At 68.2% G+C, this 17,765-nt stretch carries 19 protein-coding genes and 1 pseudogene; 19 read left to right on the forward strand and 1 reads right to left on the reverse strand.

Annotated elements, in window-relative coordinates; translation table 11 throughout:
• Positions 1-100: 100 nt before the first annotated feature.
• From H9L22_RS20720 to H9L22_RS03265, 8 genes and pseudogenes are all read left to right on the forward strand, one after another.
• A pseudogene (locus H9L22_RS20720) lies at positions 101-780 on the forward strand (helix-turn-helix transcriptional regulator).
• A 10-nt stretch (positions 781-790) separates the two neighbouring features.
• Complete coding sequence (sufB, locus tag H9L22_RS03235) at positions 791-2,233, forward strand: Fe-S cluster assembly protein SufB (protein ID WP_187721569.1); 1,443 nt, start codon at positions 791-793, stop codon at positions 2,231-2,233.
• Positions 2,234-2,294: 61 nt separating this feature from the next.
• Positions 2,295-3,455, forward strand: a complete 1,161-nt coding sequence (gene sufD / locus H9L22_RS03240) for a Fe-S cluster assembly protein SufD (protein ID WP_226966096.1) — start codon at positions 2,295-2,297, stop codon at positions 3,453-3,455.
• The gene (locus H9L22_RS03245) at positions 3,452-3,790 is read left to right on the forward strand and encodes a non-heme iron oxygenase ferredoxin subunit (RefSeq protein ID WP_187721571.1); all 339 of its coding nucleotides are present in this window, start codon (positions 3,452-3,454) and stop codon (positions 3,788-3,790) included. Before sufD ends, H9L22_RS03245 begins: the two co-directional genes overlap by 4 nt.
• 13 nt (positions 3,791-3,803) lie before the next feature.
• Positions 3,804-4,568 (forward strand): Fe-S cluster assembly ATPase SufC, encoded by a 765-nt coding sequence (gene sufC, locus H9L22_RS03250; protein WP_187721572.1) that lies wholly within the window; start codon positions 3,804-3,806, stop codon positions 4,566-4,568.
• Between the two features lie 67 nt (positions 4,569-4,635).
• Positions 4,636-5,874, forward strand: coding sequence for a SufS family cysteine desulfurase (locus tag H9L22_RS03255; protein WP_187721573.1), 1,239 nt, complete (start codon positions 4,636-4,638; stop codon positions 5,872-5,874).
• Positions 5,875-5,882: 8 nt separating this feature from the next.
• Positions 5,883-6,326, forward strand: coding sequence for a Fe-S cluster assembly sulfur transfer protein SufU (gene sufU / locus H9L22_RS03260; RefSeq protein WP_187721574.1), 444 nt, complete (start codon positions 5,883-5,885; stop codon positions 6,324-6,326).
• A gap of 43 nt (positions 6,327-6,369) precedes the next feature.
• On the forward strand, positions 6,370-6,720 hold the full coding sequence (locus tag H9L22_RS03265) for a metal-sulfur cluster assembly factor (protein WP_187722547.1): 351 nt from the start codon (positions 6,370-6,372) through the stop codon (positions 6,718-6,720).
• Positions 6,721-6,774: 54 nt separating this feature from the next.
• Here H9L22_RS03265 and H9L22_RS03270 read toward each other — a convergent pair whose 3' ends face one another.
• Positions 6,775-7,809, reverse strand: a complete 1,035-nt coding sequence (locus tag H9L22_RS03270) for a zinc-dependent alcohol dehydrogenase family protein (protein ID WP_187721575.1) — start codon at positions 7,807-7,809, stop codon at positions 6,775-6,777.
• A 179-nt stretch (positions 7,810-7,988) separates the two neighbouring features.
• Between H9L22_RS03270 and H9L22_RS03275 the strand changes: the two genes are divergently transcribed.
• The 11 genes from H9L22_RS03275 to H9L22_RS03320 all read left to right on the forward strand — a co-directional run bounded on the left by H9L22_RS03275 (position 7,989) and on the right by H9L22_RS03320 (position 17,759).
• Positions 7,989-8,762, forward strand: coding sequence for an aldo/keto reductase family protein (locus H9L22_RS03275; RefSeq protein WP_264292533.1), 774 nt, complete (start codon positions 7,989-7,991; stop codon positions 8,760-8,762).
• Positions 8,666-8,974 (forward strand): aldo/keto reductase, encoded by a 309-nt coding sequence (locus H9L22_RS19515; RefSeq protein ID WP_264292534.1) that lies wholly within the window; start codon positions 8,666-8,668, stop codon positions 8,972-8,974. The genes H9L22_RS03275 and H9L22_RS19515 overlap by 97 nt, the downstream gene beginning before the upstream one ends.
• A 3-nt stretch (positions 8,975-8,977) precedes the next feature.
• Positions 8,978-9,616: a LacI family DNA-binding transcriptional regulator gene (locus tag H9L22_RS20245; RefSeq protein ID WP_187721576.1), complete on the forward strand. Its 639-nt coding sequence runs from the start codon at positions 8,978-8,980 to the stop codon at positions 9,614-9,616.
• Positions 9,529-9,960 carry a substrate-binding domain-containing protein gene (locus H9L22_RS20250; protein WP_187721577.1) on the forward strand — a complete coding sequence of 144 codons (432 nt, stop codon included), beginning with the start codon at positions 9,529-9,531 and terminating at the stop codon, positions 9,958-9,960. Before H9L22_RS20245 ends, H9L22_RS20250 begins: the two co-directional genes overlap by 88 nt.
• A 72-nt stretch (positions 9,961-10,032) precedes the next feature.
• A complete protein-coding gene (locus tag H9L22_RS03290) occupies positions 10,033-10,863 on the forward strand; it encodes an alpha/beta fold hydrolase (protein ID WP_187721578.1) in 831 nt (276 codons plus the stop codon).
• A 159-nt stretch (positions 10,864-11,022) separates the two neighbouring features.
• The gene (locus H9L22_RS03295) at positions 11,023-11,325 is read left to right on the forward strand and encodes a hypothetical protein (RefSeq protein WP_187721579.1); all 303 of its coding nucleotides are present in this window, start codon (positions 11,023-11,025) and stop codon (positions 11,323-11,325) included.
• Positions 11,326-11,470: 145 nt separating this feature from the next.
• Positions 11,471-11,863: a TnpV protein gene (locus tag H9L22_RS03300; protein WP_187721580.1), complete on the forward strand. Its 393-nt coding sequence runs from the start codon at positions 11,471-11,473 to the stop codon at positions 11,861-11,863.
• A 244-nt stretch (positions 11,864-12,107) separates the two neighbouring features.
• Positions 12,108-12,599, forward strand: coding sequence for a methyltransferase domain-containing protein (locus H9L22_RS03305; protein ID WP_187721581.1), 492 nt, complete (start codon positions 12,108-12,110; stop codon positions 12,597-12,599).
• Entirely contained in the window at positions 12,550-16,899 is a 4,350-nt protein-coding gene (locus tag H9L22_RS03310) for a helicase-related protein (RefSeq protein WP_187721582.1), read from the forward strand. Before H9L22_RS03305 ends, H9L22_RS03310 begins: the two co-directional genes overlap by 50 nt.
• Positions 16,900-16,940: 41 nt before the next feature.
• Positions 16,941-17,150: a hypothetical protein gene (locus tag H9L22_RS03315; protein WP_187721583.1), complete on the forward strand. Its 210-nt coding sequence runs from the start codon at positions 16,941-16,943 to the stop codon at positions 17,148-17,150.
• Positions 17,151-17,303: 153 nt separating this feature from the next.
• Positions 17,304-17,759 carry a hypothetical protein gene (locus tag H9L22_RS03320; protein ID WP_187721584.1) on the forward strand — a complete coding sequence of 152 codons (456 nt, stop codon included), beginning with the start codon at positions 17,304-17,306 and terminating at the stop codon, positions 17,757-17,759.
• Positions 17,760-17,765 lie beyond the last annotated feature (6 nt).

Genomic DNA, 17,765 nt, shown 5'->3' on the forward strand with positions numbered 1-17,765 from the left:
GGGTTAGGGCAGCCTTGCTTGAAATCTGAACGGTAAATAGGAAAACTGGGACTCACGCAATTAGGGCAGCGGGCCCATGCGGGACGCGCGGGAGGTGGAGATGAGTGTTTCGACCGAGGTCGAGGCCGATGTGCCCACGAGGCGCAGGGTCGTACATCTGATTCTGAACGACGGTCCCCAGACGGCCAAGCAGCTGGCGGAGCGGCTCGAACTGACTCCGGCGGCGGTCCGCCGCCACCTGTCGGCCCTCCTGGACGAAGGCACCCTCACATCACGTGAGGAGCGCGTCTACGGGCCACGGGGCAGGGGTCGCCCGTCCAAGGTGTTCGTCCTGACCGATGAGGGCCGCGCCGACTTCCGGCAGGCCTACGACGACCTCGCGATCGCGGCCCTGCGCCGTCTCTCGGCCGCTGCGGGCCCCGCCGCGGTGCGGGAACTGGCCACCGAGCGGCTCGTGGAGGTCGAGGCACGGTTCCGGGGGCTCCGCGACGCGGACCCGAGCGCCCCGCCATCGAGGCCCTCGTCGAGGCACTCGCCGTCGACGGCTACGCGCCGTCCGTCCGGCCCGTCTCCTCGGGCGACCAACTGCTCCAGCACCACTGCCCGGTGGCGAACGTCGCCGCCGAGTTCCCCATCATGTGTGAAGTGGAGACGCTGCTGTTCTCCCGGCTGCTCGACAGCCATGTGCAGCGGCTCGCCACCATCGCCCACGGCGACGGGGTGTGCACCACGCACGTCCCGCGGCCGCTGCCCACCCCCCGTATTCCCAGAAGAAAGTGACGAAGCAGATATGACGCAGACTGCTCCTCAGGCCCCAGGACTGGGCGCCACGCAGGACGAGCACATCGAGGCACTCTCCACCTACCAGTGGGGCTGGCACGACGACGACGCGGCGGGCAAGGTCGCGCGCCGCGGCCTGAACGACGATGTCGTGAAGAACATCTCGGGGCTCAAGAGCGAGCCGCAGTGGATGCTCGACCTCCGTCTCAAGGGTCTCAAGCTGTTCGATCGCAAGCCCATGCCCGCATGGGGTGCCGACCTCGGCCAGATCGACTTCGACAACATCAAGTACTTCGTGCGGTCCACCGAGCGTCAGGCCCAGACCTGGGACGACCTCCCGGAGGACATCAAGAACACCTACGACCGGCTCGGCATCCCCGAGGCTGAGAAGGCGCGCCTCGTCGCAGGTGTCGCGGCCCAGTACGAGTCCGAGGTCGTCTACCACAAGATCAACGAGGAGCTCGAGCGTCAGGGCGTCATCTTCCTCGACACCGACACCGCGCTCAAGGAACACCCGGAGATCTTCCAGGAGTACTTCGGCACCGTCATCCCGGTCGGCGACAACAAGTTCGCGTCGCTGAACACGGCCGTGTGGTCGGGTGGCTCGTTCATCTACGTCCCCAAGGGCGTCCACGTGACGATCCCGCTGCAGGCGTACTTCCGGATCAACACCGAGAACATGGGCCAGTTTGAGCGGACGCTGATCATCGCCGACGAGGGCTCCTACGTGCACTACGTCGAGGGCTGCACCGCCCCGATCTACAGCTCCGACTCGCTGCACTCGGCCGTCGTCGAGATCATCGTGAAGAAGAACGCCCGCGTCCGCTACACGACGATCCAGAACTGGTCGACCAACGTGTACAACCTGGTCACCAAGCGCGCCATCTGCGAGGAGGGCGCCACCATGGAGTGGATCGACGGCAACATCGGATCCAAGGTGACCATGAAGTACCCCGCCGTGTACCTCATGGGCGACCACGCCCGTGGCGAGACGCTGTCGATCGCCTTCGCCGGCGAGAACCAGCACCAGGACACCGGCTCGAAGATGGTCCACTGCGCGCCGAACACGTCCAGCTCGATCATCTCGAAGTCCGTCGCCCGCTCCGGCGGACGCGCGTCGTACCGCGGCCTCGTCAAGGTGGAGCCCGGGGCCTTCCACTCCGCCTCGTCGGTCAAGTGTGACGCCCTGCTCGTCGACAACGTGTCGCGCTCCGACACGTACCCGTACGTCGACGTCCGCGAGGAGGACGTGTCGATGGCCCACGAGGCCACCGTGTCCAAGGTGTCGGACGATCAGCTCTTCTACCTCATGTCGCGCGGCATGGAGGAGGACGAGGCCATGGCGATGATCGTGCGCGGCTTCATCGAGCCGATCGCACGGGAACTGCCGATGGAGTACGCCCTCGAGCTGAACCGCCTGATCGAGCTGCAGATGGAAGGCGCCGTCGGCTGACGCCGGCCGCGACCTGACAGAGACTTCCGAGAAAGTGACGAGAGATTTGACTACTGCAACCGTGCCCAACGTCGCCGGTGCCATCGAGACCATCGAGTCGCACCTGCACCCGGAGCCGAGCTACGACGTCGAGCAGCACCCCACGCCCACGGGCCGCGAGGAGATCTGGCGCTTCTCGCCGATCCGCACCCTGAAGCCGCTGCTGGCCACCGGCGCCGCCCTGGGCAGCCTCGACTGGAGCGGTGACACCCCCGAGGGCGTCGAGTTCACCACGATCACTCCCGAGCAGGCCCGCGCGCTGGCCGTCGAGCCGCCGGTCGACCGCATCTCCGCGATCGCCGCGGAGCGCACCGGCCGGGCCGTGCACCTGAAGGTGCCCGCCGAGCTCGAGCTCGACGAGCCCATCGTCTACCTGGCCACCGGCCGGGGCGAGCAGGCCGCGGAGACCTTCGTGGCCGAGTTCGGCCCGTACAGCAAGGCCACGGTCGTGCTGCGGTTCCAGGGATCGGCCCAGTACTCCTGCAAGTACGACTTCCGCATCGGTGACGGCGCCCAGGTCAACCTGGTCTACGTCAACGACTGGGCAGGGGACACCATCCACGGCGGGCAGATCTCCGTCGAGGTCGGCCGCGACGCCCGGGTCCGCACCGTGCACGCCTCCATGGGTGGCAAGGCGATCCGGATCGCCGAGCGCGCCCGCTACGCCGGCCCCGGCGGCCAGCTCGAGCAGTTCGGCCTGTACTTCGTGAACGAAGGCCAGGACGTCGAGCACCGCATGTTCGTCGACCACAACGCCCCGCAGACGACCAGCAACGTCGACTACCGCGGCGCGCTGCAGGGCAAGGGCGCGCACTCCGTCTGGATCGGTGACGTGCTGATCCGCAAGGTCGCGCTCGACATCGACACGTACGAGTCGAACAAGAACCTGCTGCTGTCGGAGGGCTGCCAGGCCGACTCGGTGCCGAACCTCGAGATCGAGACGGGCGACATCCGCGGCGCGGGCCACGCGTCCAGCACCGGTCGCTTCGACGACAACCAGCTCTTCTACCTCATGAGCCGCGGTGTCCCGGAGGACGAGGCGCGACGCCTGATCGTGCATGGATTCTTCAACGACATCATCCGCCGCATCGGCGTCCCCGAGATCGAGACGCGGCTGCTTGCCCAGGTCGAGCGCGAGCTCGAGCTCGTCCACGGCACCACCCGCACCGCGGGGCACCTGTGACCTTCCGGGCCATCGCCACCGTCGATGAACTCGTCGACGACGTCCCACTCTCGTGCGACGTCGACGACGAGCTGACGGTGGCCATCGTCCGCCACAAGGGCGAACTCTTCGCCATCGAGGACGAGTGCAGCCACGGGAAGGTCCCCCTCAGCGAGGGTGACGTCGTCGACTGCACGATCGAGTGCTACCTGCACGGGTCGACCTTCGACCTGCGCACCGGGGCCGCACTGAACCTGCCCGCCACGCAGCCGGTCCGGGTCTTCGCTGTCCGCATCGAGGGAGACGACGTCCTCGTCGATCCCGACAACCCACTTACTTTCACCGAGAACACCTAGGAGCCACCCAGCCATGTCCACGCTCGTCATCTCCGACCTGCACGTCGACGTCCTCACCGAGGAGGGCAACAAGCCGATCCTCAAGGGCGTCAATCTGACCATCAACCCCGGCGAGATCCACGCCATCATGGGCCCCAACGGCTCGGGCAAGTCGACGCTGGCCTACGCGATCGCCGGCCACCCGAAGTACGTCATCACCTCGGGCTCCGTCACCCTTGACGGCGTCGAGCTCACCGACCTGAAGGTCGACGAGCGTGCCCGCGCCGGTCTGTTCCTGGCCATGCAGTACCCCGTTGAGGTCCCCGGCGTCTCGGTCGCCAACTTCCTCCGCACCGCGAAGACCGCCATCGACGGCCAGGCGCCCAAGGTCCGCACCTGGGTCAAGGACGTCGAGAGCGCGCTCAACCGCATGCAGCTCGACAGCTCCTTCTCCGCCCGCTCCGTCAACGAGGGCTTCTCCGGTGGTGAGAAGAAGCGCCACGAGATCACCCAGCTCGAGCTACTCAACCCGAAGGCCGCGATCCTCGACGAGACCGACTCCGGCCTCGACATCGACGCGCTGAAGGTCGTCTCGGAGGGCGTCAATCGCTACTCCGCGCAGGGCGACCGCGCCGTGGTGCTCATCACGCACTACACCCGCATCCTGCGCTACATCGAGCCCACCTTCGTGCACGTGTTCGTCGACGGCCGCATCGTCGACGAGGGCGGCAAGGAACTGGCTGAGAAGCTCGAGGCCACCGGCTACGAGGAGTACGTCAAGGCGGCCGCGAACGCCTGAGCGTCCTGAACACCCGCGGCGGCGCCTGCGCCGCCGCGGGCCCGGAACCCACCAGCGAGAAGGAATCATGAGCTACGACGTCGACAGGGTCCGCCAGGACTTCCCCGTCCTGCAGCGCACCGTCGGGCAGTACCCGCTGGTCTACCTCGACTCGGCCAACACCTCGCAGAAGCCGCGCCAGGTCGTCGACGCCATGGCGGCCCACTACCTCGAACACAACGCCAACGTCGCCCGCGCCATGCACATGCTCGGTGCGGAGGCGACCGAGGCCTTCGAGGGGGCACGGACCAGGATCGGCACCTTCGTCGGCGCCACCCGCGCGGAGGAGATCGTCTTCACGAAGAACGCCTCCGAGGCTCTCAACCTGGCGGCGAACACGCTCGGAGCGGGCCTCGGCCCCGGCGACGAGGTCGTCATCTCCGTCATGGAGCACCACTCCAACATCGTGCCGTGGCAGCTGCTGTGCCAGCGCACGGGCGCCACGCTGCGCTGGTTCGACATCACCGACGACGGCCGCCTCGACCTCGAGCAGGCTGCCGCGACCTCCCTCATCAACGAGCGCACCCGCATCGTCTCGCTCACCTGGGTGAGCAACGTCCTCGGCACCCGCAACCCCATCGCCGCGATCGCCGCGCAGGCCCACGCCGTCGGTGCGCGCATGGTCGTCGACGCGTCGCAGGCGGTGCCGCACCAGGCCACCGATGTCGTCGCGCTGGGTGCCGACATGGTGGTCTTCACCGGCCACAAGATGGTCGGCCCCACCGGCATCGGCGTGCTGTGGGGACGCTACGACCTGCTCGCCGAGCTGCCGCCCTTCCTCGGCGGCGGCGAGATGATCGAGGTCGTCGAGATGGAACGCTCCACCTATGCGCCTCCGCCCGCCCGGTTCGAGGCGGGAACGCCGCCGATCGCGCAGGCGGTCGGGCTGGGTGCCGCGGTCGACTACCTGACCGGCCTCGGCATGGACGCCATCGCGGCGCACGAGCAGGAGATCACGGCGTACGCGCTGGCCAAGCTGACCGACATCGACGGCCTGGTCATCCTGGGCCCCACCGAGGCGGTGGAGCGGGGGAGCGCCATCTCGTTCAACCTGCGCGGCGTGCACCCGCACGACGTGATGCAGGTGCTGGACTCGCGGGGCGTCGCGATCCGCGGTGGCCACCACTGCGCCCGCCCCCTGCACAAGCGACTCGGGCACCAGAGTTCGACGCGCGCCTCCAGCTATCTCTACACGACCACGGACGAGATCGACGCGCTGGCCGACGCGCTGGTCTTCACCCGTGACTACTTCGCCCCGCGCTTCTGAGGAGCGGCATGAACATCGACGAGCTCTACCAGACCATCATCCTCGACCACTACCGGGAGAAGCACCACAGCGGGCTCCGCGACGGGTATGCGACCGAGGTCCATCACGTGAACCCCTCGTGCGGCGACGAGCTGACGCTGCGCGTCCACCTCGACGGCGACACGATCACCGACATCTCGTACGCGGCGGAGGGCTGCTCGATCTCGCAGGCCTCCACCTCGGTGATGGGCGACCTGCTCATCGGCGGCACGACCGCCCACGCGCTCGAGCTGCACGACAAGTTTCTGGAGATGATGCAGTCGCAGGGCCGCATCGAACCGGACGAGGACACCTTCGAGGACGCCATCGCGTTCGCGGGCGTGTCGAAGTTCCCGGCGCGCGTGAAGTGCGCGCTCCTCGGGTGGTCCGCCCTGCGCGACGCCACTCTCCAAGCCACAGCCAAGGAGGACTGATGTACACCCCGAACAGAGGCCGAGTGACCTCGTCAGGGACGACCTGCCCGAGGTCGATCTCGGCACCGCCGCCCCCACGTCGAACCTGCCGAGCGAGGACGACATCGTCGAGGCGATGAAGGACGTCGTCGACCCGGAACTGATGGTCAACGTCGTCGACCTGGGTCTGCTCTACGGCGTGCAGATCGACGACGAGGGCAACGTCACGCTCGACATGACGCTCACGTCGCCCACCTGCCCGCTCACGGACAAGATCGAGTACGACACCAAGTACGTGCTCGACAACCTGGCCAACTCGGTGACCGTCAACTGGGTCTGGCTGCCGCCGTGGGGCCTGGAGATGATCACCGACGACGGCCGCGAACAGCTGCGCTCCGTCGGCTACAACATCTGACGAACGCGGAACCGCCGCGGGGCACTGCCCCGCGGCGGTTCCGCGTCTCCGCCGTCAGTCCTCCCAGACGACCGCGACCTTGCCGAGCCGGCCGCTGTCGGCTGCCCGGTAGGCCTCGGCGACCTGCTCCAGCGGGAACCGGTCGGAGACGACGACCTCCGGGTGCAGGCCCCAGCGGTCGAGATCGGCGAGCAGTTCGGCCATGTGCAGGGTCGACGTGACCCACGAGCCGTGGATCGTCAGCTGCTTGTGGATGATGTGTTCGCTGACGTCGATGGACAGCTGTCCGCCCTCGCCGACGAGGGCGACGCGACCCCAGCGGCGGGTGCGTGCGATCGCCTGGGCCTGCGCGACGCCGGCGCCCGACGCATCGAACGCGATGCTCGCGCCACGGGGGAGTGCGGCGTCGAGGCCCGCGTCGTCGTCGGAGGCGACGGTGGCCGTGACTGCCCCGAGCCGGACGGCGAGCGCCCGCCGCTCGGGGGAGATATCGGTGCCGACGATGGTGGTGACCCCCATCTTCGCCGCCAGCAGGCCCGCGGCCAGGCCGACGGGACCGAGGCCGGTGATCAGCAGCTCGTCGCGTCCGCTCGGCGCCAGTCGGCGCAACGCCTCGTAGGCGGTCCCGAAGCCGCAGGCGACGCATGCGCCGTCGAGGTAGCTCAGCGAGTCGGGAAGGACGACGCAGTCGCGCGCCTCTGCCAGGAGCAGGTCCGCATGCCCGCCGTCGCGCTGCCAGCCGTAGGCCGCGCGGGACTCCGACTGGCAGGAGATCTGGAAGCCCTCCCGGCAGTCGTCGCAGATGCCGCAGCCGCTGATGTGGTAGACGACGACCCGGTCGCCGACCGTGAGGTGCCCGACGCCGGGGCCCACCGCGATCACCTGTCCGGCCGGCTCGTGGCCGCCGACCACGCCCTGATACGCCTCGGGGCCCTCGCCCAGATGCTCGCGGTAGATGGCGCGCAGGTCGGAGCCGCAGATCGTCGACGCCTTCATGGCGAGGACGACCTGACCGTGGCCGGGGGTGGGGTCGACGACGTCGTCGCGCAGGTCGACGCGGCTGCCGCCGGGAAGATACGCAGCTCGCATGGGAGCCTCCTTGATCCATGAAACAAAACGATTCGCCTAAAGCCTAGGCTCGGATGTGCTTCCTGGTCAACGCGGGGTAGATTAACGCTTGACGGGTGTCGATCGCATCGGCATGCTTAGGGTGAAAAGTTTCGTTTCAGGAGGTTGGCATGGCGGCGACGGTAGAGGTCGGTGGAGATATGTTCCCGGCCATCGGCATGGGAACGTTCGGCTCGGACAGGTACGGCGCCGCAGAGGTGGCCGCGGCCGTACGCACCGCGATCGGCGTCGGCTACCGGCTGATCGACTGCGCGTCGGTCTACGGGAACGAGGCGGCCGTGGGAGAGGCCATCGCGGGTGCCCTCGACGAGTTCGGCCTGCGCCGCGACGAGCTGACGGTGATGAGCAAGGTCTGGAACGACGCGCATGCGCCGGCCGACGCCGTCGCCTCGGTGCGGCGGAGCCTCGCCGACCTCCGGCTCGGGTATCTGGACGCCGTCTTCGTGCACTGGCCCTTCCCGAACCACCACGCGCCCGGTGTCGACGTGGGAGCGCGCGACCCGCATGCCACCCCGTACAGCCATGACGGCTTCATGGCCGTGTGGCGGGCGCTGGAGGACCTCGTCGACGAGGGGGTGATCCGCCATCTCGGCGTCTCCAACGTCACCATCCCCAAGCTGCGTCGCATCCTCGCCGACGCGCGGATCCGGCCGAGCCTCAACGAGATGGAGCTCCACCCCGGCTTCCAGCAGCCGGAGCTCTTCGAGTTCTGTCTCGCCGAGGGCATCAGGCCCGTCGGCTACTCGCCGCTGGGGTCGCCGTCGCGCCCGGAGCGGGACCGCACCCCGACGACGTCGTCGACCTCGAACTGCCGCCCGTGCTCGCCATCGCCCAGCGACGCGGGCTGCACCCGGCCCAGGTCGCGCTCACGTGGGCCGTCAGCCGGGGCCAGATCCCCATCCCCTTCTCCGTGAAGGAGGAGCAGCTGCGTGCCAACCTCGAGGCGGCATCCGGGGATCCGCTCACCGCGGCCGAACTGCTCGAACTCGCCACGGCCGACCGGGACAACCGCCTCATCAAGGGCCAGGTCTTCCTGTGGGAGGGGGCGGGCGACTGGCGCGACCTGTGGGACGTCGACGGCATCATCCCCGGCTGGGGCGGCTACGGGACCCCGGCGATCGACTGAAGCATGGCCACCTACAAGGACATCGCGCAGCTGACCGGGCTCTCGCTCGCCACGATCTCCAAGTACTTCAACGGGCTTCCCGTGCGTGACAGGAACCGCGCCGCGATCGACGCGGCCGTGGCGGAGCTCGGCTACCGGGTGAACCCGGCCGCCAGGTCGCTGCGCCGGGGCCGCAGCCAGTCCCTCGGGGTGGTCCTGCCCGCGCTCGACAACGCGTTCCACATGTCGGTGGTGGCGGAGCTGGAGCGCATCCTCCGCCCGGAGGGGATCGGGCTGCTGGTCAGCGCCAGCCGACCGGAGGAGCCCGGCGCCGCGGTCGAGTTCCTCCGCGACAAGGGCGTCGACGCCGTCATCGCGGTCCCCTCCGCGGGCGAGGCGGAAGCGCTGTCGGAGCTCGCGGCCGACGGCGTGGTGCTCGTGCTGCTCGACCGGGAGCAGGACGGTGTCGAGGCACCGGTCGTCGAGCTCGACAACCGGGCCGCGGGCCGCATGGCCGCCAGGCTGCTGCTGGACCACGGGCACCGTGACGTCGCCGTCCTCGGGGCCCGGACGACGTGTCCTCGCTGCGTGGCCGCACGGCCGGCTTCGTCGCCGAGTGCGCGGGCACCGGTGCCGAGGTCCGGGTCCGGCACACGCCGCTGACCGTCGACGACGGAGCCGTCGCCGCCACGTCTCTCCTGTTCGGCGCGACCCGGCCGACGGCCATCTTCGCCGCGAACTACGAGCTCACCGTCGGCGCCCTGCGGGCGGTCGCCGAGGCCGGGCTGGCCGTGCCGGGCGATGTCTCGCTGGTCGGCCTCGACGGCGGGGAACTGGCGGGGCTGCTGCGGCCGCGGCTCACGACGATTGTGCAACCCGCCGACGAACTGGCGGCCTCGGTCGCGCAGCAGGTGATGGCCCGGCTCACGGACCAGGCGCCCCCTCCCGTCGGCCTGGCCGGGCCCCGACTCCTCGCCGGTGGCACGGTCGGCGCGCCGGCGGGGTAGTTTCGGCCGGTCCGCCCCGGCCGACCGGACGCCCACTAGCGTGGGTCTCCACCTTTCCGAGGAGGAGGCGCCATGCCCGACCTGGTTACCGATGACGGCACCCGACTTCACTACACGGACACCGGCGGCAGCGGCCGCCCGCTGGTCCTTGTCCACGGCTGGCCGCTGTCCGGCGAGGCCTTCGCCGGTAACGTGCCGGCCTTCCGGGACGCCGGCTACCGCGTCGTCACCTATGACCGGCGTGGCTTCGGCGACTCGGACAAGCCTGCGGCCGGCTACGACTACGACACCCTGTCTGCCGACCTGGCCGCCGTGCTGGAGACGCTGGACCTGACGGGGGCCGCCGTGCTCGGCTTCTCCATGGGTGGCGGCGAACTGGCCCGCAGCTTCGGCGCGGGGCGGGCCGGCCGGATCGCGGCCGCCGTCTTCTCCGGCTCCATCACGCCCGCGCTGTGCGTCACCGACGACAACCCCGACGGCGCCATGCCGAGGGACGGCTTCGACCAGATGGCGGCCCAGTGCCGTGCCGACCATGCCGGCTTCCTTGACCAGTTCACGGGCTGGTTCTTCAGCACGGAGGCGGGCGGCCTGCAGGTCGACGAGGCGACCCGGCAGGAGGCGCTCCGCATCGGGCTGCGCTCCGACCCGGAGGCGGCCGCGCGCTGCATCGAGATCTGGGCCACCGACCTGCGGGCCGACTGCCGCGCGATCGACGTCCCGACGCTCGTCATCCACGGCACCGGCGACATCAACGTGCCCGCCGCCGCCTCCAGCGCCCGCATGGCCGGGTATGTGCAGGACAGCCGCCTGGAACTCATCGACGGCGCACCGCATGGCGCCAACGTCTCCCACGCCTCGCAGTGGGAGCGCCTCGTGCTGGACTTCCTGGCGGCACTGCCCTGAGATCTGGCGGACGATGGTCGTGGATCCGTTGACGAAAGTCGACGACGGCGTGACATCGGCGCACCGCTGTGGCTGAGTAGAACCACGGGAAGCGATGGGCGTACCCCCAGCGTCCATCGCTTCTCGGAGGTTTCGCCACAGTGGAGAAGGGGGTCGCACGTGGTTCCGCCAGTCCTCCTCGCCGCCGGAGTCGGGGGGATCGTCGCCGGGCTGGCAGTCCACTACCTGCTGAGCCGGTGGGCGGCATGGGCCGGCCTCATCGTCCCCGTCGTGTTCTGCGCCTTCATGGGATGGGTGATGACCACGCACCCGGTCGGACAGCTCCTCGACTTCGCGATCCTCGCCCTCGGTTTGCTGCTGCTCCTGACCTACTGGGGCCGTGGCCGCGCCTCGGCGAAGGCGCGCCGCGCTGCGGTGGAGTCAACCTTGGTACCAACTTCGTCCGCGAACAACGTGGAGTAGACCCATGGACTGGTGTCGTGGCGTGAGAGCAATCCACGCGAGACAGGACCCATCATGGCGAGACGAACAGCTAAGGCATTCGGCTATGAACAGCCGAGCCTGGAGGAGCTGTGGTCGGTTCCGCCAGCTACGAAGGAGCACTCAGATGAACCAGTACGGACGACGTCTCATGGAGGCCTGGCGCGCCCTCGCACCGAGCGAGTGCGCGCAGATCCCCGACCCCAGCTATCACTTTTCGACGTTGGGGGAGGAAGCGCAGGAGCTGATCGAGGAGGAGTTGGCCACGCTGATCCTGCCTCCAGCCACGAGCTACTTGGAGGGCGTGGGGCAGACCAACGCAGCCAAGAAGGCGATCGAGGAACGGGTGCTGGCCGACCTGATGCCGGCGACGGGCGGGCTTCCGGCGGTGGATCCCGAGCAGGTGTTGAGCGGGATCGGGGAACCGGTCGACCTGGACGAGTACCAGGCGCAGCAGAACGATCCGCTGGCGTCGTTCGCGCAGACGATTCAGCAGCTGCAGGATCACCAGAACTCCTAACCTTCCGCGCGACGTCGCAAGAGGACCTGAGCCCCTCTGGCAGGGGAACTCGGGTCAAGGCCAACCTCGATGCGCTGCGCCTGGTGAAGCACCTGGAGACGGAAGGACGTCGGGCGACAGGAGCCGAGCAGGCGGTCCTGGCGCGCTGGGGTTCCTGGGGGCGGTCCCAAGGGTCTTTGAGGAAGGCGGGCCGTGGCCGTCTGAGCGGGCTGAGCTGCGGGAGCTGCTCAGCGAGGAGGAGTACTTGGCCGCCCGCCGCACGGTACTCAATGCTCACTACACCGATCCGGCCTATGTGCGGGAGATCTGGTCAGCGGTCCAGGGCCTGGGCTTCGAGGGTGGCCGGGTGCTGGAGCCCGGCTGCGGAGCAGGAACATTCCTGGGGATGGCTCCCGTCGCCGTCGACGCGGTCGGGGTCGAGCTCGATCCCGTGACCGCGGCGATCGCGCAGCAACTGAACCAGGCGGCCACGATCCGCGCGGAGTCGTTTGCGGCGTCCCGGCTTCCCGTCGACTCCTTCGACCTGGTCATCGGGAACGTCCCGTTCGAGGACGCGAAACTCCATGACCCACGCTTCAACCTCGGTCAGCGTCACTCGATCCACAACCACTTCATCATCAAGTCGCTGCACCACACCCGGCCCGGCGGGCTGGTCGCGGTCCTGACCAGCCGATGGACGATGGACGATGGACGCGAAGAGCCCCACGGCCCGGCGAGAGATGAACTCCCTGGGTGAGCTGGTCGGCGCGGTGCGGCTGCCGAGCAGCGCGCACAAAGCAGCTGCGGGGACCGAGGCGGTCACCGATCTGCTGATCTTCCGCCGGCGTGACCCCTCTGCCCCAATTCCGAATGAGGATCCCGACTGGATCTGGGCGGAACCGACGATCGTGCCGGGCACCTACGGTGAGGACGGACCTCCCCTGATCAACCGGCACTTCAAGGCACGCCGCGAGCTGATGCTGGGTGAGCCCCGCGTTGAGGTCTCGCTGTATGGGGCGGCTGCGCTGGTGATCAACGGCGAAAAGTCGGCTCCGGCAGTGGCCGGGCAGCTCGGGAATCGGCTATCGAAGGTGGTGACCCTCGCGCATCAGAACGGGCTCGGGGTGCTGCCTCCGACAGAGGCGACCCTGGCGGCCCGGGCTGTGGCGATCGCACCAGCCGCCGCTGACCTGATCGACGGACACATCACCTGGCAGGGCACGTCATTCACGGCAGTCTCTGACGGGCAGCACGTCGCCTTGAAGGTGCCTACCTCCGCGACGGCCGAGCTGGTCGCCCTTCTGAGCATCCGCGACCAGGTCAAGGCCGTGGTCCAGCGGGAGGCCGCCTCCATCGACGACGACGACGCCCTCGACATGGCCCGCGCAGCCCTGCGGACCAGCTGGGAGACCTACGTCGCCAAGTACGGGCCGGTCAACAGGTTCACGGAGTCGAGCCGGGTCGACTCCGATGGCGAAGAGATCATCCGCCGGCGGCGGCCAGCAGCGGTTGCGAAACTCCTGACCGATCCGTTCGGGGCCTGGGTGAGCGGCATCGAGATCTTCGATGACCGCGACCGCACCGCTCGGCCAGCAGGGCTCCTGGTGACGCGGCAGGTCCTGCCCAGGCCACCTGTGCGCAGTGCAGAGACTCCCGCAGACGCGTTGGCCGTGTCGCTGGACCAGCGCGGCCACGTCGACGTCGACTACATCGGCCAGCTGCTGGGCGAACCGTCACTGGAAGTGACCGTCGCGCAGCTCGGGGACCTGCTCTTCGAGGTACCTCGAATCGACGTCGACGAAGAGCCGAGGTGGGTCACTGCGGCGGAGTTCTGCTCCGGGAATGTGCGCCGGAAGCTGTACGCGGCGCAGGAAGCTGACGCGGCGACGCCGGGGCGCTGGGCCCGCCAGATCGCAGCACTGGAAGCGGTCGTCCCTGCTGACCTCGGCGTGGAGGACATCAGCGCGAACCTCGGCGCGGTGTGGATCCCCGATGTGTACGTGCAGGACTGGGCTCGGGAGCTGTTGGAATCGCCCAAGATGGTGGTGCGCAATGTGCTGCATAGCGACTGGGAGGTTCGCGGAGCTGTCACCGGCGTCCTGACCTACTCCCGCTACGGGACGGTGGATGCTGGAGCCAGCGCGATCCTCAAGGCGATGCTGGAGCAGCGTCCCGTCTTGGTCTACGACGTCATCGACGACGACGGCTCGGAGCGGCGGGTACTCAACCCTGCCAAGACCGAGCTGGCCAAGGAGAAGGCTCAAGAGCTGCAGGATGACTTCGAGGACTGGCTGTGGCGTGACCCCGACCGGTCCACGACGCTCCTGAAGACGTACAACGACACCTTCAACGCCCTGGTCGCCCGGAACTATTCTGCAGAATCGGCCCACCTCACCTTCCCGGGGTTGTCGCGGTCCTTCGTCCCGCGACCTCATCAGCGGGCTGCTGTGGCGCGGATGCTCGCGGAAGAGTCCGTGGGTCTGTTCCATGAGGTGGGCGCTGGCAAGACAGCGGAGATGGTGATCGGTGCGGCCGAGCTGCGCCGGCTGGGCCTGGTCCGCAAGCCGATGGTGGTGGTGCCGAACCACATGCTGGAGCAGTTCACCCGCGAATGGGTCCAGCTGTATCCCTCAGCGATGCTGCTGTCCGCGGCGACCGATGACATCGGCCTGCAGGACGGAGCGCGCCGGCGGTTCGTCGCGAAGGCGGCCGCCAGCGACTGGGACGCGATCATCATCACCCGCGACGCTTTCGGGAAGCTGGGACTGAGCCCTGCCGCCCAGGAGGAGTACGTCACCCGAGAGATCTCCTCGATCCGTGCATCGCTGGCGACAGCCACGGAGGGCGGCAGCGAGCAGACGGTCAAAAAGTTGGAGCGGATGCTGCTGGTGAAGGAGGAGCAGCTGAAGAAGCGGGTCAACGTCGAACGCGATCCGGGCATCACCTTCGAGGCCACCGGTGTGGACTACCTCCTGGTCGACGAGCTGCACGAGTACAAGAACCTGTGGACCCCCTCGGCAATCCCAGGAGCCGGCATCTCCCAGGGCTCGATCCGAGCCACCGACCTCCACATGAAGGTCTCGTACCTGCGTGACCATTTCGGGGGCCGCGTGATGACCGGAGCCACCGCAACCCCGATCGCCAACTCGGTCTCGGAAATGTATGTGATGCAGCGCTACCTGGCACCGCAGCTCCTCGAGGACGCCGGCATCCACGCCTTCGACCAGTGGGCGGCAACCTTTGGCCAGGTCATCACCGGTTTCGAGATGAACCCGACCGGCACCAAGTACCAGGTGCGATCGCGGTTCGCGCAGTTCACGAACGTGCCGGAGCTGGTGTCAATGTTCAACCAATTTGGTGACATCAAGACCAGCGAGGAACTGAACCTGCCGAAACCGCTCGTAGCGCGCCGCACCGATACGCAGCGGCTGCCTGAGGCACTCGTGGTGCCGCAGTCGCCCGAGCTGGTCGCGTTCCAGGCAGAGATGGACCACCGGGTCGACCTGATCGCCTCGGGAGCCGTCGACCCCGCCGACGACAACATGCTGAAGATCACCAACGATGGCCGGCTGGCGGCTCTGGATCTGCGGTTGGTGGGCTGTGAGCCCAGCGAAGTGACCAAGACTGACGTCGCTGCTGATCGGCTGGCGCAGCTCTACCACCAGCACAAAGACCAAGTGTTCCTCGACCCCGCCACCCAGGAGCCGCACCCGGTCCCTGGAGCCCTTCAGATCGTGTTCTGCGACCTGGCGACCCCCAAGGGGTCCTCAGCGTCTCAGGACGGCCCCTGGGACGCTTACAACGCCCTTCGGGAGGCCCTCGACGAGCGTGGCGTGCCTCGCTCGCAGGTGCGGTTCATCCACGAGGCGCGAACGACCGCTGAGCGGGGTCAGCTCTTCAGGGAGTGCCGCGAGGGCGGAGTAGCGGTCCTGATCGGCTCCACCTCGAAGATGGGCACCGGCACCAACATCCAGAACCGGGTGGTCCACCTCCTCCACATGGACGCGCCCTGGCGGCCAGCAGATGTCACACAGCGCGAGGGAAGAGCCATCCGGCAGGGCAACCAGAATCCCGAGGTTGCCCTCACTCAGATGATCACCGAGAAGAGCTTCGACACGTTCCTGTGGCAGACGCTGGAACGCAAGGCCGGGTTCATCAGCCAGGTGATGACCAGCAAGATCGACGTCCGGCAGGTCGAGGACGTCGGCGGCGACGACACCTTGAGCTTCGCGCAGTTCAAGGCGCTGTCGTCGGGAGATCCCCTGATGATGGAGGAACTCCAAGCCAAGGAGGACCTGACCAAGCTCCGCCGCCTGGAGGTGGGCTACAAACGCAACCGGGCCCAGCTCGAAGGCGTGATCGCGGCCGAGCCGCGGATCGCCCGCTACAACAGCGAGATCTCGATGTACCGCGACGCAGCGCGGCGCAGCACCTCCACGGAGGCAGACCGGTTCCAGATGCTCTTCCGGGGCACCTGGTACGACAAGCGCAAGGATGCACTCGCGGCGGTCCAGGAGTTCCTGTTTGCGGGCGGCGCTGGCCCTGCCTTCCAGCTGGGCCTCAACCAGTCCGGCTACCGGGACTACACCGTCGGCAAGATTGGTGGCCACGACCTGGTCCTGCAGTCGACGCCAGCCCAGATCGTGCTGCTCCTCCAGGACGCCCCCCGGGCCAAGGTCACCATTGCCAAGATGGGTGCGACCTCCACCCAGCACATGGGCCTGATCACGCGGCTGGAGAACCTCATCCCGCAGATCGACTCGTCGATCGTGTCGCTCCAGGAGGAACGCGACTCCCTCACACGACGGATCGAGCAGGCGCGAGAAGACCTCGACAAGCCCTTCAAGCACATCACCGCGCTGGAGGCGGCCGAGGAACGCTACGCCGGGGTCACCGCACGCATCCAACAGCAGGCTCACCAAGACGCGCTCAGCCCTGCAGCGCTCGAGCTGGCCTCCGTTCTCGACGACCCCGAACCCCTGGCTGCCATCGACCCCGCCTACCCAGCTGGCCCGCCAGTTGACCAATCACCCGACCTCGCAGGAATCGACCTGTGACCCACCTAAACTAGCCGGTACACCTTTAAGGAGAACGCACTATGAGTGAGAAGGAAGACGAGCAGCCCGGCCTCGCGGAGACCGACCCGACGGACCTGACCTGGGCAGACATCGACCTAGGCCCTGATGCCATGCGACGGCCCACCCGCCTGGAGACCGCACTGGCATCCCTCGTGCCCCCAGGCCCGGTGGTGCCACTTCACGGCGTGGATCTGGTGTTGCACACTGAACCGAAGCACCACGATGACTAGCCTCACCCAGCACGACGCGCCGACGATGGTCGGCCAGGTTGTCGGCGACGCACTTGGGGGTAGGCACGACTTCCGGGCCGTGCCGATGGACGGGCCGCCCGTGACGGGTTCCAGCGCGTCCTCGCCGCAATGCGCTCCCCACCGTTCGATCCGATGACGTTCCCGCCGCCCTGTGAACCGCATCCCGAGGACTTCTACGAACTCCCGGCCGGCGGCCGGCCGGTTATCGACGGTGCGCTCTACCCCAACCTCGACGCCGAGGTGGCTATGGCCTGGGGCACCGAGTGCTACAGCGTGGAGCGCAGCCTCATCGTCCGTGACGGGCACCTTGAGGCAGCCAGCGACGGGTTCCCTCAAAGCGTCTACCGGGTGCTGTTCGAGACCAGCCCTGACCAGTTCGATGCGCTCGACCCCAAGGGCCAGGAGCAGCTGCTCGGCGCCATCAACAGTGTGAGCGACCTCGCCACACCCGAGGCCGACGAGTTCCTGTTCCGAGCCGAAAGCGTGGAACTCGCCGCAGTCCTCGACCCAGGCCCCTCGGTCAACGCAACGCCGCTGCCATCCCCTGACCAGTACACCCAGACGCCTGGCGTCGAGATCGAGATGTGAGGACGC

This window comes from Tessaracoccus defluvii, from assembly GCF_014489575.1.
Taxonomy (GTDB): domain Bacteria; phylum Actinomycetota; class Actinomycetes; order Propionibacteriales; family Propionibacteriaceae; genus Arachnia; species Arachnia defluvii.